The 15,688-nt window shown below is 57.9% G+C and carries 11 protein-coding genes; 4 read left to right on the forward strand and 7 right to left on the reverse strand.

Translation table 11 applies throughout. From position 1 onward, the window contains the following. Positions 1–145 precede the first annotated feature (145 nt). From HZB23_11990 to HZB23_12000, 3 genes are all read left to right on the forward strand, one after another. A complete protein-coding gene (locus HZB23_11990; protein MBI5845376.1) occupies positions 146–1,819 on the forward strand; it encodes a YgiQ family radical SAM protein in 1,674 nt (557 codons plus the stop codon). 80 nt (positions 1,820–1,899) lie between these two features. After that, the gene (locus HZB23_11995) at positions 1,900–2,991 is read left to right on the forward strand and encodes a hypothetical protein (GenBank protein MBI5845377.1); all 1,092 of its coding nucleotides are present in this window, start codon (positions 1,900–1,902) and stop codon (positions 2,989–2,991) included. Between the two features lie 451 nt (positions 2,992–3,442). Continuing rightward, a complete protein-coding gene (locus HZB23_12000; protein MBI5845378.1) occupies positions 3,443–4,729 on the forward strand; it encodes a radical SAM protein in 1,287 nt (428 codons plus the stop codon). Between the two features lie 100 nt (positions 4,730–4,829). Here HZB23_12000 and HZB23_12005 read toward each other — a convergent pair whose 3' ends face one another. Both HZB23_12005 and HZB23_12010 read right to left on the reverse strand, forming a co-directional pair. Continuing rightward, complete coding sequence (locus HZB23_12005; protein ID MBI5845379.1) at positions 4,830–7,001, reverse strand: TonB-dependent receptor; 2,172 nt, start codon at positions 6,999–7,001, stop codon at positions 4,830–4,832. Between the two features lie 36 nt (positions 7,002–7,037). Then, positions 7,038–8,042 (reverse strand): molybdopterin-dependent oxidoreductase, encoded by a 1,005-nt coding sequence (locus tag HZB23_12010; GenBank protein ID MBI5845380.1) that lies wholly within the window; start codon positions 8,040–8,042, stop codon positions 7,038–7,040. Positions 8,043–8,511: 469 nt separating this feature from the next. On the opposite strand from HZB23_12010, the gene HZB23_12015 reads away from it, so the two are divergent. Next, positions 8,512–8,871 (forward strand): hypothetical protein, encoded by a 360-nt coding sequence (locus HZB23_12015; GenBank protein ID MBI5845381.1) that lies wholly within the window; start codon positions 8,512–8,514, stop codon positions 8,869–8,871. On the opposite strand, the gene HZB23_12020 is transcribed toward HZB23_12015, so the two are convergent. The 5 genes from HZB23_12020 to HZB23_12040 all read right to left on the reverse strand — a co-directional run bounded on the left by HZB23_12020 (position 8,845) and on the right by HZB23_12040 (position 15,084). Then, positions 8,845–9,486, reverse strand: a complete 642-nt coding sequence (locus tag HZB23_12020) for a YkgJ family cysteine cluster protein (protein ID MBI5845382.1) — start codon at positions 9,484–9,486, stop codon at positions 8,845–8,847. The two genes, HZB23_12015 and HZB23_12020, sit on opposite strands and share 27 nt — an antisense overlap. After that, positions 9,483–11,174, reverse strand: a complete 1,692-nt coding sequence (locus tag HZB23_12025; protein ID MBI5845383.1) for a tetratricopeptide repeat protein — start codon at positions 11,172–11,174, stop codon at positions 9,483–9,485. The genes HZB23_12020 and HZB23_12025 overlap by 4 nt, the downstream gene beginning before the upstream one ends. Next, entirely contained in the window at positions 11,171–12,823 is a 1,653-nt protein-coding gene (locus HZB23_12030; GenBank protein ID MBI5845384.1) for a tetratricopeptide repeat protein, read from the reverse strand. Before HZB23_12030 ends, HZB23_12025 begins: the two co-directional genes overlap by 4 nt. 3 nt (positions 12,824–12,826) lie before the next feature. Beyond that, positions 12,827–14,473, reverse strand: a complete 1,647-nt coding sequence (locus tag HZB23_12035) for a tetratricopeptide repeat protein (GenBank protein ID MBI5845385.1) — start codon at positions 14,471–14,473, stop codon at positions 12,827–12,829. 134 nt (positions 14,474–14,607) lie between these two features. Next, entirely contained in the window at positions 14,608–15,084 is a 477-nt protein-coding gene (locus HZB23_12040) for a hypothetical protein (GenBank protein MBI5845386.1), read from the reverse strand. Positions 15,085–15,688 lie beyond the last annotated feature (604 nt).

Below are 15,688 nucleotides of genomic sequence, written 5' to 3' on the forward strand. Positions count from 1 at the left end.
TTGCCTGCGGCGATTTTTCAAAGCCTCCTGGCAAGCGGCGGATGTCAGGTCAGGAAGTTGGGGCGGCTTGAGTGGCTCCGTTGTTCTGTCAGATGGGTTTTGCGATTTTCTTCCATCCCGTTGGAGCTTCCCCTTGTTCCTTCCAATGTCAATTGAAGAGATGCGCCGCCTTGGCTGGAAGGCCCTGGACGTCATAATCGTCACGGGCGACGCCTACGTGGATTCCCCCCACGTGGGCGCGGCCCTGGTGGGAAAGGCCTTGGTGAAGGCCGGGTTCCGGGTGGGGATCATCGCCCAGCCGGACGTGAACGGCGACCGGGACATCACCCGCCTTGGGGAGCCCCTTCTTTTCTGGGGGGTGACGGCGGGCTGCACGGATTCCCTTGTGGCCAACTACACGGCAAGCGGCAAGAAGCGCAGAAGCTGCGACTTCACGCCGGGAGGCGTCAACGATCACCGTCCCGACCGGGCGACAATAGCCTATTCCAACTTGATCCGCCGCTTTTACAAGGACACCCGGCCCATAGTGCTGGGAGGCGTCGAGGCGAGCCTTCGGCGGGTCACCCATTACGATTTCCTTGCGGGAAGCCTCAGGCGATCGGTGCTTTTCGACGCCAAGGCCGACGTTCTGGTCTACGGCATGGGCGAAACAACGGCGGTGGCCCTGGCCCGGCGATTCGGGGCGGGGCGGGATTATTCGGACATCAAAGGGATCTGCTACGCCGCCTCCAACAAGCCCCAGGGCTTCGCCGAGCTTCCCTCCCACGCGGAGGCCGCAGCCGACGCCGGGGTTTTCGAGGCCATGTTCCGGGACTTCCACAAGGCGCACGTTGAGGGCCGGGGCCTTGTCCAGAAGATCGACACCCGCTGGCTGGTCATCAACCCGCCGCCCCCGCCGCCCTCCACGCAGGAGCTTGATTCCTTCTACGACGCGGGTTTCGAGCGCGACCAACATCCTTCCTACGCTGGCATGGGCGGGGTGAAGGCCCTGGACACCATAAGGTTTTCGCTTTCCACCCACAGGGGATGCTTCGGCGGGTGCAGGTTCTGCGCCATCGCCTTTCACGAGGGCCGGACCGTGGTTTCAAGAAGCCCGGAATCCCTTTTGAACGAGGCGGCCCGGCTTTCCGTGCTTCCCGCCTTCACAGGGCAGATAAGGGACTTGGGCGGCCCCACCGCCAACATGTACAGGATGGGCTGCGAACGCTCCCCAGAAAAAATCTGCGTGCGGGAAAGCTGCCTTTTTCCCTCCCCCTGCCGTTTTCTGCGGAAAAGCCACGAGCCCCTTCTGGCCCTTTACGAGAAAATCGGCGGAGTGCGAAAGGTGAAGGCCGTCACAGTCGGCTCCGGCATAAGGCACGATCTGGTGATGGCCGACCGCTCCTTTGGACGGGAATATCTCTACACCCTCGCGGCCCGCCACGTGTCCGGCCTTCTGAAGGTGGCCCCGGAGCACAGCGAGGAAAGCGTATTGAGGCTCATGGGAAAGCCCGGCCCGGAAAGCCTTCTGGAGTTTTCGTCGCTTTTTTACGATTTTTGCGCTGATTGCGGCAAAAGGCAGTATCTCACCCATTATTTCATGGCGGCCCATCCGGGCTGCACCCAGGAAAACATGCGCCGCCTGTCGGTTTTCTGCCGGGACTCCCTTGAAATCAGGCCAGCGCAGGTGCAGATTTTCACCCCCACGCCCTCCACCTTCTCCACCCTCATGTACGTGACCGGAAAAGACCCCAAGACCGGCGAAAAAATCTTCGTGGAAAAATCCGCAAAGGGCAGGGAAGCCCAAAAAGCCGCCCTCACCGGATTTCGTTCTACATAAGCCTTGCGCCTGTTGCTTTTGCCCGCCGTTTTTTGTTAGTGTTTTTGAGGGGTAAAAAAAATTCCTTCCCGGAGAATCCCATGAAAAAACTGCAGGCTGGCCGGACTCAAAAGTCCAAAAAGACGCTGTTTCTCGCAATAGGCGCGGTTCTTGTCTTCGCCGCCGCTGTGGCCCTGTTTTTCTGGCTCACCCGCGACGCCGATCAGGATTACGTTTTTGAGAAAAACTACGGCGTGAGCTTTTCGGACGCTGTAAAGGGCCGGGAGATGATGGCCCAGGCTCAGCCTGGAGACACCACCCTTGCAGCCTCCAACCCCCTGGCCGGGGTCAATCTCCACCAGTTTTTCACCGAGGACTTCGCGGCCAACCCCTTCACCCTGAAGTTTTTCCGCTACATCACCCAGCTTTTCGGCGACAGCAAGGACAGGGCCGACGCCCTCAGAAGGGCCAGGGAGTACATCTTCTCGCAGCTTCCAGCAAACGAGGCGGAAAAGGTCTACGCCCTTTACGTGAAATACCTGGATTGCGAAATCGCCCTGATGAGCGAGCAGAGGGGCTGGGGAGACCCCAAGTCCACCGAGGAGGTCCTGGCCTATCTCAGAAAGGCCCAGGAATTCCGCCGCCAGCAGTTGGGAGTCGAGACCGCCGACGCACTTTTCGGGCCGGAAGTGAAGATTCAGGAATACAAGGTGAGGCGCGGAGCCATAGTGGCCGACAAGGAGCTTAACGGGAAGGACAAGGAAGAGGCGCTCGGAAGGCTCACCTCCGACATGTGGGGCGACGAGGCCCAGGCCGTCGAGGAGTACGCCAACCCCTACAACCGCTACCGGGAAAAGCTCGAAATCTACCAGAAAGACTTGGCCGAGCTTCCCACCGAGGCCGAACGTGCGGCTCTGGACAGGGAATTCCGGCAGCAGTTTTTCGACGCCGAGCAGGTGAAGGCCCTGGATGCCGTGGACGCCCAGCTTGCGGCGGAGAAAAAGGCCGAGGCTTCCTTCCAGGCGGCCAGAAGCCAGGTGGAAAAGGACCCCTCCCTTACGGCGGAGGAAAAGGAGCAGAAGATCAAGGATATGGGAACCCGGATGCTTGGCCAGGAAAGCGCCGAGGCCCTTTCGCGGCGGGAGGCCATGGAGAAGGGCAAGGCGGAACTTATGAAGAAGCACGGTAAATAGGGCAGGGCGTCCACAAGAGCGAACTGCTGTGTCAGGCAATTTCGGGCGGGTCGGCATGTACTTTGTGTACTATGCCTCCCCGTCCGAAACCGCCTTCCTTGCATTTCATCTCTTGTGACCGCCCTGCCCCTTGAGGTTGCGACATTCGCGCACTTTGCATTTCATCGTTTTTATCCAGGCTTGGGCCGGGGCTGTTTTCAGGTTCCCGCGCCTTGCGGCTCATCGCTTGTGACCGCCCTGCTTTGGCTGTGTGATGCCAATTAGGCGGGTTTCGACATGGTTTTTGTGTTATAAACAGAATTCGTAGGTTGGGTGGTTCTTGGCCGCAAGGACAAGGTTCACCCAACATTTTTTTTGAGCCACAGCCCGATTGCCGGGTGATTATGCAACCGGCCCGGCGAAAAGTATTTCAGCCTTGTTCGAGTTGTTGGAGAAAATGACCAAACCGAAGATGAAAAAAGGCGGGCGGGAATATCTTCCGGCCCTTGCGGCGGACGAGAGGGGCAACATCCTGGAGCTTCCGGGCTACGCCGCCTGCGGTGCGAGCGGGGAACTGGTTGCGCCGCTTGGGAAGGCCGAAACAGAGCCTTTGCCCCACGGCTCGGAAATGATGATGCTTCCGGGCAGGTCCCCGCTGGTTTTTGACCTCGACCGGAATGAAATGGCGGTCCTGCGGGAAAACCCCTTTTCGCCCGGTGAAAGGCTTTTCGCCGTAGCCGCCTTCAACGCCCCTGCCTGGCTGGTCACCCGCACAGCCGCCTTTTCGGAAGATGAAAACGCGGGCCCCCTGCCTCTTTTCGCTTACGGGGCCGTGGGCTGGGGCCGGGGCGGGGCGAGAAGCGCCGTCACCCTGGTGGACGCCTCCCAGAGGCAGAACCTGCGGCTCATGCCGCTTTCAAGGGTCAAAACCGGGGTGGCCAAGGTGCGCAAGGCCCTGCCGGACAACCGCCTTGCCCGGCACCTGGAAAAATGCGCCCTGGTTTACGGCTGCCCCGCAGCCAAGAACTTCTTCCTGGGCCGGGAGGAAGCGCCCCTTCCCACCGCCCCGGCCTGCAACGCCAGGTGCCTTGGCTGCATAAGCCTTCAAAAGGACTCGGAAATCCCCTCCACCCAGGACCGCATCGCCTTCATGCCCACGCCGGAGGAAATCGCCGGAGTGGCCCTTTTTCATCTGGCCCGCGTCCCCAAGGGCGTGGTGAGTTTCGGCCAGGGCTGCGAGGGCGACCCCCTGCTGGCGGCCAGCGTAATCGCCCCGGCGGTGCGCCTTATTAGAGCCGCCACGGACGTCGGCACCATAAACATCAACACCAACGCCGGGGCCACGGCACTTTGGGAGCAGTGCGCCGACGCCGGAATGGACAGCATCCGGGTCAGCATGAACTCGGCCCGGAAATGCTGCTACGAGGCCTATTTCCGGCCCTCCTACTCCTTTTCGGACGTCCTGGCCTCCATCGATCTGGCGCTTTCCCGCAAAATCTGGGTTTCCATAAATTACCTCAGCATGGCGGGCTTCACCGACTCTGCCCAGGAGTCGGAGGCCCTTTTCGATTTTCTCGCCCGGCATCCCATCAATTTCATCCAGTGGAGAAACCTCAATTTCGACCCCCTTCTATATCATTCCCTGATGAACAAGGCCGACGCCTCCGACCGGCCCCTTGGCATGAAAAGGCTTCTGGCCGAAATTCGTCGCAGATTCCCGCAAGTCGGCTTCGGCTACTTCAACCCGGCCCTCAGGTGACCGGTGCGATTGGCAAAGGATGGCTCGAATGATCTGACGGTAAGGGGAGAACCTTTTTATGTTGAAGGCTCTCCCCTTGCCGGTACGCGTGAGGCGAAAATCAAAGATCGAATCTCATCCCTCCGAAGGCGGTGGCTCCGCTTCCGGGCAGCATGTCTATGTAGTAATATTCCTCGTTAAGTATGTTTTCCACACCCAAGTATGCCTTGGCGTGCCTGCCGATTTCCACGTTAACCCGCGCGTTCCATAAAAAGTAGCTGTCCAGGCTCTTTTTAACGGCCACGAGATGCTTGTTGTCGGCTGCGTCCGCGTGGTCGTAGAAGGTCTGCGCTCCTATCCAGGAGCCGTCGGTTTCCAGGGTGATCCCGAAAGGGGCCTTGTATGAAAGGCCCGCGTCCAGCTTGTATTGGGGCCGGTATGGAAGCTCGTCCGGGGTGTAGGTGAGGCTTCGGAAATAGGTGTTGGTGAGGGTCACCGGGCTGTCCACGCTTGTATCAAGATATGAGTAGGCGATTTTGCCCGAAAGGCCGGAAAGTATTTCGCCCGAAAGGGAGATTTCAAAGCCCTGCATAGCCGCTTCCGAGTACTGCTCGAAGCGGCCAAGAAGGTTGTCGAAATTGATGCAGTTTTCCACGTCATCGTAAAACAGGGCTATTTCAAGGCTGGCCTTGGGAGAGAAGGCCCAGTCGCAGCCTGTTTCGTAGTGGGTTGTGGTCTGTTCTATAAGGTTTGGGTCGCCTAAGGGGCCTATTACGCCTGCTGAGTAAAGATTGCGCATGGTGGGAAAGCGCACCTTGGTTCCTGCTGTGGCGAAAAGGCTTAAGGTGTCGGTGGCGTCAAATCTTAAGCCCGCCTGGGGACAGAAGGCGGAGAGGTCGCGCCCGGCGTCTTCAATCACCACTCCGGCCTGCTTCCGGTAATCCTTGTCGAACATGTCGTAGCTCGCGCCGAGATTGGCCGTAAGGGCCTTGGTGATGCACCAGCGGTAGTCGGCGGAAAATGAGTAGGTAAAGCTTTCATAGGCGTCTTCCGCCCCATACAGGAAGTTTTCCTCGTGAACGTCTTTTTTGGCCGAGATTCCAAGCCCCAACAAATGGGATGAATTAAAGCGCAGAAAGCCGTTCATCACCGCGCCCGTGTCGTAGTCGTCGTAAAGGGAGGGACCGGAAGGCGGCGAAAGGCGGTCCTGGGTGGTGTAATCGGAGCCGTCGTAGGTGTCCAAGACGTTTCGATAGCCGTCGTAATAGATGCGGGTTTTTAGCGAGAAGGCTTCGCAGAAGCGGGATTCTTCTATCAGGTTAACGGTGTGGCGCTCCCATTCGGTGAACCTCCAGTACCGGGGGAACCAGAAAAATCCCTTCTTGTGCTCCCGGTAGATGGGAACGGGCGGCACGCCGTACTCGTCCTTGTAGTATTCGGCGGAAAGCCCGATCTTGTGATCCTGATTGATGGAAAAATCGCCGGTGAAACTTACTGTCTTCCTGTCGTAATCGCCGTTGTCGCGGATGCCGGTATCGGTCGCTATTGGCTCGTTTCCGGGTTTCGCCGGGTTGGAGGGGGCCTTGGCCATGCTGGCCAGAACGGAGCGAGGCAGCGTGAAATCCTCCGCCAGCTTGAAACCGTCCGACTGCTTCATGCTCGCGCCAAGAAAATAGCTGAACCTGCCCACGGTGTTGCCGTGGGTGGCGGAAGCGCCATAAGTGGAGCCCTCGGCGGCCTCGAAATTGGCGGAAAGGCTTGGCCTGGCGCTTCCCTTTTTGGTGATTATCTCGATCACGCCGCCTAAGGCGTTGCCGCCGTAAAGGGGCGAGGCAAGGCCCTTTATCACGCGGATTTCTGCGATGTTGTGAACCGGGATGTCGGTTAAGTTGACAAGTCCCTCGTAGGGAACGCCTAAGGGCATTCCGTCCATGAGTATCTGGACGCTTTCCTGCTCAAAACCCCGTATGGTGGCGTAATAGCCGGTCTTGGTGCGGCCCTGGCGGAAAACGACTCCAGGGACGAGTTTTAAGGCCTCGCCCAGGTTGGTTGCGTGCTCGCGCTCTATGTCGGCTGCCGTAACCACGCTGACCGTTCCCATGGCCTGGGGGGACTCGCTTTTAACCAGCACGGTGATCTCGCCTAAGTCAAATACTTGGTGATCCTTTGATTTCCCGGCATCATCGGCCCAAACAGGGTGAGCGCAAAAAAAGGAAGCGCTAAAAAATCCCGCCAGGGTAAGGGTTTTGAGCCCAAGCCCGAGGCTCTTTTTAAAGGGGATTATGCAATTCATATTATTCCTCCGCTTTTCACACTGGTTATTTGTCTGTCAGAATACATCAATTTCATAAATCCGTTTCACCGAGCGGCCCCCGGTGCTGTCCTCCCTGACAGCGGTCATGGCGAAGCCCTCGTCCGGGTCAAGCGGTCGGCCCAGCTTTTTCATCGCGACGATCACGTTGTCGCCAAGGCGCGAGTTGTAAAGCTCTCCCATTGAAAAGGACGCGCAGAAACCGTCCCGGCTCTTGACGAGAACGTACCTTTTGTAGTCGGCGGGGCTTGCCGCAACGCCGATAAGGCTCACCACGTCCCGCAAAAGCACGCCCTCGAAGGCGAACAGGCCGTGGAATCCCTCGCAGTCGCCAACGTGAAGGCTTTGCTCGATGGGCACCCGGCGCAGTTTTTCAAGGTCTGTGGGCTGAACCTTCAAGGCTTTTCCGCTTGCATGGTCGTTTATGGTGAAAAAAGGCTCAGCCGGGCGCATCAAGCCATCTTTCTTGTCTTTGTAAGCGAGCATCTCGACGTCTTTGCGCTCCACCACGATTTCCGCCACCGCGTTTACGGTGCGCCCGGCCCTAAGATCGGTTGCAATGACCAGGGTCCCGCAGCCCGCAGAAGACCCCAGGGCCTTGCCGTCCTTTTCATAGGAAAGAAGAACGCTTCTTCCGATGCTGGAATAGAAAATCTCGCCAAAGGAGAACACCGCCTCATCCCCGGCCTTTCCCTTCACCCTTATGACCACTGCGGGCTCCCATTTGCGGGTGTGCTTCAAGCCCGCCTTGAATAGGATGTCCCGCAGAAGAACGCCTTTCAAATCCACGGTGGCGATTCGTTCGTCCGGCGTTTTCGGGTCGGATTTTTCCTTCACCAGGGTCACGGCCCTTATTTCAAATGAAGGCAAGTCCCTGATGTCTTCAGGTGAAAGAGTAAGGGTATCCTTGACCTCCCCAGTAACCACCAGATTTTCCACCGCAGGTTTTTTGGGCAGTTGTGAGCAGGAGACTAAAGCCTCTACAAAAAGCAGGAAAATGACCGGGAAAATAAGGTTTCTCACAGTATAACTCCTTAATAAATCACGATAATGCCCGCTTTTCAGGGCTGGCATGGGATCGCCTTTAATTCATACGGCCCCGCCTCTTGGAAAAGGCGGTAAAGCCTTCGCTTTCGGCCGGCCTGCATGAAAGGGAATGCATCAGAGGAAAGGCAGTTATATTGCTTTAACTGATACGTCAAATTGATAGTTTCTATCGAAAACCGGGGATATATTGAGAACACAAAAAGCGGACAGGAAGGAAATACTGCCGGACAGGCGGTTGGCTTGCGGCATGGCGGCCAGGGTTTTCTCGGTTTTTGTTTTATCGGCCAGGGAACATTTTCAGTCGAACTGATCATGGAGCCGCGTGCAGCTTGGTACTAACGCGGAGTGATATAGAACCCATCTCAAAAATATATTTCTATTACGATTGGCTGCAAAATCCAATGGCTGCGTCATCGGCGCAAAAGGTCCTCAACATGGAATAACCATGCCTCCGGTCCTTTTGCGCCTGGCAACCTTCCCCTTGAATTTTTCTTCATCAAAAGTCGTGGGATATCGAGGTGTTGTGGCGCGTCTTGGGCTTGGCCCGTTGTTCAGGGACGCCACAGGCCGGAGACTATCCTGCCGACCCGCCGAAAACCGGGAAGACGCCGAACACGTTGTAATTGTAAGGCTTATCTCTTACGGAAAAAAGAGCGGCGCGTATCTCGACAGCCTCATCGTGCGCCAGGGCGAACTGCACGGGCTTTTGCGGCGGCCTGGTGTGCCCGCCGACAGGCCGAAAAGTGCCCTGGCGGTTTCCGGCAAAAAAGCCTTTGATTTATCTTTCCTCCAGAATGTCCTTTAAGGCCCTGACCACATTTCTCAACTCATCCTGGTGTTCGGGCGGGATAAGGAAGCCCGGCATGGGCCTGTTGTGAAGAAGTTCTTCCCCGCCGCTTTTGCCCTCCACGAGAGCCATCATCCCCACGAGGTTTCCCGATCTTCCGGAAGAATCCAGATGCTCAACGGCCTGCATGAAAACCTGGTTCAGGGACATGTCGAGCGGGCTTATCTCGGCCCCCTCCCGGCTGTCGCTGCACGACGTGCGGGAGAACATCACCCGGCAGGCCAGGGGCCGGGCGGGGTAGGCCAGGCATAGGTCGTCCGACAGAAGCGGGCAGGCCCCCACCGGCGAGTCCTCGTCCTCAGGGGGGGAGGGCCGCCTGCAAAGGGTGTCCAGAACGAGCCCGTTTACGGTGTATGCGGGCCGCCAGGAAATCCGGGCGCTTCTTATGCGCTGTCGGGCCTCCTCGTTTCCGGCCAGGTATTCGGCAAGGTACCGGGCCTCAAGGGTGGTGAGGCTCAGGTGATCCGTGCAGCACAGGGCGCAGCCCTTTTGGCAGACAAGGGGAAGGCTTCCGGTCTCGGAATCGAAAAGGGCGTATATTGTCCTCAGTTTATCGAAAGTCGGGCTGTTCAACCTGATGTTTCCTTTTGTGATGTTTCGACAGATGAAGGCTCTTCTCCGGTATTCTGCCCGTTGGGGCCTCTCCGGGCCTTTTGGAGATTCTGCATGATCTGCGGGTTTCCCGGATCGAGGCGAAGGGCGGTTTCAAAGCTTTTTACGCCGTCATCCCATGAGCCGCTCAGGCACTGGCTGATTCCAAGGCTCAGCCAGATCCGCCAGAACCCGGGCGCAAGGCGGGTCGCCTTGATATAGTACTCCACGGCTTCCCTGTGCCTGTTCTGCATGGCGAGCGATTTTCCAACGTTGTAGTATGCCGTGGTGTAGCGGCTGTCAATGGCGATTGCCTTTTTGTACCTTGCCATGCCTCCCAGAAGGTCGCCCTGGTCGGATATTATCACTCCGAGGTTTTCCTGGGCCCTTGGGTTGTCGGGCCTTTTTTCGGCGGTGTCCATCCAGATGGTGTACCAGTCCTTGTAATCGAGGTTTCGCACAAAGGCGGTGCAGGCAAGGGCCAGGGCCGCGATGGAGGCCGCCGCGAACAGCCCGATGGCGGCTTTCCTGCCCCTTTTGAGGACGAACGAAGCTGCGGCCACGGCCACGGTTGCCACGATGGCCGCCAGGGGCAGGTACATCCGGTACTCCACGGCGGGCGTGGTTAGGGCGATTATGGAGGACGACGGGGCCAGGATGGTGAAGAAGGCGACGCCCGCGAAGGAGGCCGGATGCCTCTTGTAAAGCCCGAAGGCCGTGGCCAGGAAACCCGCTGCCAGGACCAGGGCGTAGGGTATGAAGCCAAGGCCCCTTTCGATGGGCCACCAGTAGTCGAAAACAAGGGGATTGGGCCAGAAGGCCAGCTTTAAGTAATGGATCAGGACTTCCGGCTCGGTTCTGAAATAGTTCCAGCGGTTCAAGTCAAAGTCGTAAAAAAGCGAGTTGCCCGTGGGCTTGGCCACTGCCTGGAAATACGCGAAAATCAGTATCCCCGCAAGAAAGGCGGCGTAGATGGGGGCCGAGCGCCTTAGGGTGTCTTTAAGCGGACGGGGCGCGAAGAGGAACTGCCAGGCCGCGACCACCACCGGAGCCGTGACCAGTATCTCCTTGGATCCGAGGCCCAGGAAAAAGGCCGGTATGGCCACGAGCCATCCCCAAAGCGGCCTTTTGCCGAAGCTGGCCAGGGCCGCGCCGTAAAGGGTGGCGATGAAAAAGAGCCCGGCCATGGATTCGCATCGCTGGGACAGGTAGGTCACCGCCTGGGTGTGAATCGGGTGAACCGCCCATAAAAGGGCCGTGAAAAAGGCGATGGGAGTTTCATGCCCCCCGAACCGGCCCTTTAACGAGGGCGACCTTGAAAGGGTGAGCAAGACCAGCGCAAAAAGGGCCAGGGCGCTTGCCGCGTGAATCAGGATGCTGAGAATATGGTAGCCCGTCACCGAATCGCCGCCAAGGGCGTGGTTGATGGCAAAGGAGAGCCTTATTGTGGGGCGGTTGACGAAGCCGGTTCCGTCGGAGGCTCCGAAAATGGGGAAGATGTTTCTTATTCCCTGGTTTTCGACGATGTTGGCGAAATCATCGTGAAGAAAGGGCGCGTGAAGGGTGTTGGAATATACAAGCCCCACCACGGCCACCAGAATAGCGGCCCAGATCGGGATGTTGGAGGATGCCCCGGGCGCAACGGGAGCGGGGGAAGGATTTTTGCTCATGGTTTCCAGTACTCCGCTTGCCTGCTTTTGAGCACGCTTTCGAGATAGAGATTCAAGGTTTCGTCATTCGGATTTATGCGCCGGGCCTTTCTCAGGCTTAGAATGCCCTCGTCGAAAAGCCCGTTCCTGCACTGGGCCACCCCCAGCCCCTTCCAGGTCATCCAGTGATGCGGGGCCAGCCTGACTGCGTCAAGGTAGTATTTAAGGGCTTCCTGGGGCCTGTTCTGCATCAAAAGGAGCCTTCCGATGTTGTAGTACGCCGAGGTGAAGTTCTTGTCTATGGTGATTATTTCCCTGAACTGGTCTATGGCCCCGAAATAATCCCCCTTCATGGATATGGCGAGCCCAAGGCCTTCCCTGGCGCGGGGGTTTTGTGGCCGTTTCGCAACGGTATCGTTCCAGAGCGTGTATGCGTCCCTGTAATCGAGATTCCGCGTAAAAGAGGCGGCGGCCAGAGCTATTGCAAGGATTGCGGCAAAAATTCCGAGCGCGGGAAGGGCCTTCCTTCCCCGGTTTATGGCAAAAACACCCAGCATGACCGCGAGGCTGGAACAAATGGCGGCAAGGGGAAGGTACATGCGGTATTCCGCCGCCGTGGTGGTAAGGGCCACGATGGAGGAGGAAGGGGCCAGTATGGAGAAAAAACAGACCCCCGCGAAGGAGGCCGGATGCCTCTTAAAAAGTCCCCAGACAGTGGCGATGAAACCCGCGCCCAGAACCAGGGCGTAGGGTATGAAGCCAAGGCCCTTTTCGATGGGCCACCAGTAGTCGAAAACAAGGGGGCGGGGCCAGAAGGCCAGCTTCAGGTAATGGACCAGGACTGCTGGCTGGGTCATAGCGTAGTTCAGCCGGTTCAAGTCATAGGCATAGGCTGACTTGTAAAATTTTGTTTCGGAAGAAATAAGACTGTAAGCCAGTATCAGCACTCCTGCAAAAAAGGCCGCGTAAACCGGGGCCGAGCGCCAAAGGGCGCTTTTGAACGGACGGGGCGCGAAGAGAAACTGCCAGGCGGCGACAACCACCGGGGCCGTGACCAGTATCTCCTTGGTTCCGAGGCCCAGGAAAAAGGCCGGTATGGCCACCATCCATCCCCAAAGCGGCCTTTTGCCCAGGCTGGCCAGGGCCGCGCCGTAGAGGGTGGTGATGTAAAAAAACCCGGCCATTGATTCGCATCGCTGGGACAGGTATGTCACGGCCTGGGTATTGAGGGGATGGACTCCCCACAGGAGGGCCGCGAAAAAAGCCAGAGGCGTTGCGTGAGCCCTCAGGCGGCTTCCGAAAGCCGGGGACATGGAAAGGGTGAGCCTTACCAGCGCGAAAAGGGCCAGGGCGCTTGCCGCGTGAATGAGGATGTTCAGCAGATGGTAGCCCGTAACGGACTCCCCGCCCAGGGCGTAATTGACGGCAAAGGAGAGCCTGATCACCGGGCGGTTGATGAAACCCGTGGCGTCGGCTGCGCCGAAAAGGGGAAATATCCGCCGGATTCCCGGATTTTCCACTATGTTGGCGAAATCGTCGTGGAGAAAGGGCACGTTAAGGGTGTTGGAGTAAACAAGGCCCACCACGGCCACCAGGACCGCCGCCCATATGGCAAGGTTGGAGGATTCCCCGGGGCGGTGGGGGACATCGTCTGAGTCGATCCGTATCATTCTTCAGGGTTCCTGATCGCCTTCCGGCCCTTTCCGGGCCTTGTCGAGCTTGAAGATGGTGTCCGTGTTTCCGGGGTTTAGGCTAAGGGCGGTTTCAAGGCTTTTCACTCCCTCGTCCCAGAATCCCGCCATGCACTGGGCTACTCCCATGTAAGACCACGTGCGCCAGTGGGTCGGCCACAGTTTGATCCCGATGCGGTAATATTTTATGGCCTCCGAAGGCCTGTTCTGCATCACCAGCACCCTGCCCATGTTGCAGTAGGCCGTGGTGTAGAGCCTGTCTATTGCAATGGCCCGGTTGAAGCGGGTAACGGCTCCCAGAAGATCGCCCTGGTCGGCCAGGGCCACCCCCAGGTTGTCATGGGCGCGGGGGTTTAAGGGCGCTTTCGAGACGGTGTCCGCCCACAGGGCGTAAGAGTCCCGGTAATCTGTGTTTCTTATAAAGGTGCATAAAGCAAGGGCAAGGACTATGACCGACGCGGCGATCCCAAGACCTGTGGCCGCCTTCCGGCCCCTTTTGAGGGCGAAAGACGCCGCCGCCACGGCCACCACTGCGGCAATTGCCGCAAGGGGAAGGTACATGCGGTATTCCGCTGCCGGGGTGTTGAGGGCAATTACGGAAGAGGACGGGGCCAGAACGGCGAAAAACGCCACCCCTGCAAACGAGGCCGGATGCCTCTTATAAAGGCCGATTACCGTTGCGATGAAACCGGCCACGAGGAGCGCGGCGTAGGGTATGAAGCCAAGGCCCTTTTCGATTGGCCACCAGTAATCGAAACAAAGGCCCTTTGGCCAGAAGGCCAGCTTAAGATAACGGACCAGCACTTCGGGCTGGGTTTTCGCGTAATTTACCGGGTTCAAGTCAAATTCATAAAAGGGCTTATGGACAACCGGATTTGAAAATATCTGGTTAAAGGCGAATATCGATATCCCCGCAGCAAAGGCCGCGTAGAGTGGGGCCGAGCGCCTGAGTGTTTCCCTGAAAGGCGCGGGCGTGAAGATGAACTGCCAGGCGGCGACAATCACCGGGGCCGTGATCAGTATCTCCTTGGTTCCGAGGCCCAGGAAAAAGGCCGGTATGGCGACAAGGAATCCCAAAATAGGCTTTTTGCCGAAAGAGGACAGGGCTGCGCCGTAAAGGGTGAGAAGGTAAAAGAGGCCCGCCATTGATTCGCATCGCTGGACTATGTAGGTTACCGCCATTGTATTCAAGGGGTGCGCACCCCACAGGAGGGCCGCGAAAAAAGCGACAGGCGTCGCCTTATCGGCCAATCGCCCCGAAAAGGCCGGGGAGCGGGCTATCGTCAGGCGGATCAGGGCGAAAAGCGTAAGGGCAGAGGCAATGTGGATAAATATGTTCGCAAGGTGGTAGCCGGTCACCGAAAGGCCGCCTGCCGCGTAATTGAGCGAAAAGGAGAGTTCGGCTATGGGGCGGTATAAGAGGCTGTATACGCCGGACGAGCCGAAAATCGGGAAAATATGCTGTATTCCGGGATTCTCGACAATATTGGCCAGATCGTCATGAAGAAAGGGCACATTAAGGGTGTTGGAATAGGCAAGCCCTATAACCGCCGCCAGCACCGCAGCCCAGATTGAAAGGTCCGAGGATTCTTTGGGAAGGTCGGGCGCAGGCGGGGATTTTTTTTTCATTGTTCAAAATCTTTGCGCTGTTTTTTTCCGCATGGGCCGCTGGAAGGAAGCCGCCCGAAAGCAAAACGGACCGGCTCCTTTGGGAACCGGTCCGTTTTCGTGCTTATGCTTTAACACCCGAAATCAGATGACGATTAGGGATGCGCCCTGATGTAGAGCGTGCCGGGGGAGAAGACGACGCCGGTGACGATGAGCTCGCCAAGTCTTTCGGCATCCGCGCCCACGCCGGAGGTGTCGCCAACATAGATGCCGCCGACAGCCAGGGTGCCGGTCAGCATGCCGGGGCCAAGGGGATCGATCCGCAGGTAGGAGCCGGTGCCCATGCCCAGAGCGTTGGTGGTGTCAGTGAAGATGTCGACGTCGATTCCGGTGTTGATGCCGGGGAGGGTCAAGCTGTTCAGCACCAACCAGCCGGCTGCGGTTGCGCCGGCAAAGCCGTCAGCATCGCCCCACGCAAGGCGGGTGGCGGTCAGGCTGTTGCCCTGGGCGATGATGGTGATACCGGTCTGGCCTTTTACGGTCTGAAGGTCTTTCTTGGACATGGCTGACATGCCCGCCATTGCCACTGCCGGAATCAGAAGGATTGCCAGCACTATCATAAGCTTCTTCATTTTCCATACCTCCCCTAAAAATGATGGACCATGTAATGCGACCGAAGGAACCGTTCCAGCGGCCAGTTAGAAGCGGAGGCTTGACCGGGCTTTCGCTCCCTGCCCGAACACCCTGGCGGGGGGATGGCGCACAAGTGAACGAAGGCTTTGAGGTAAACCCCACACCGGCAAAAAAAGCGTCCGTAAAGGTGCCAGGACCCGCTGTGCCATAGCGGTTCCTCTTCATGGTTTTTTTGCGCCGGGCTTCATAAAAATCGGGAGACTGCGATAGTGAGATGATCTGGAGTAAATGTCTACAGGTTTTGCCTGCTATTTGTCAATCTGAATTTTTTTAATGGCCAATATTGTTAAGGCGGAAAAATGTTTGCGGAGGACCTGGATGGTAATATCCAAAAGCAAAACGGACCGGCCCCCAAGGGAGTCGGTCCGTTTTAATGCTTATACTGCAACACCCGTTTTCAGACGACGATTAGTCGTGCGCCCGAATGTAGAGCGTGCCGGGGGAGAAGACGACGCCGGTGACGATGAGCTCGCCAAGTCTTTCGGCATCCGCGCCCACGCCGGAGGTGTCGCCAACATAGATGCCGCCGACAGCCAGGGTGCC

It is taken from the genome of Deltaproteobacteria bacterium, from assembly GCA_016235345.1.
Lineage (GTDB): Bacteria > Desulfobacterota > Desulfobacteria > Desulfobacterales > Desulfatibacillaceae > JACRLG01.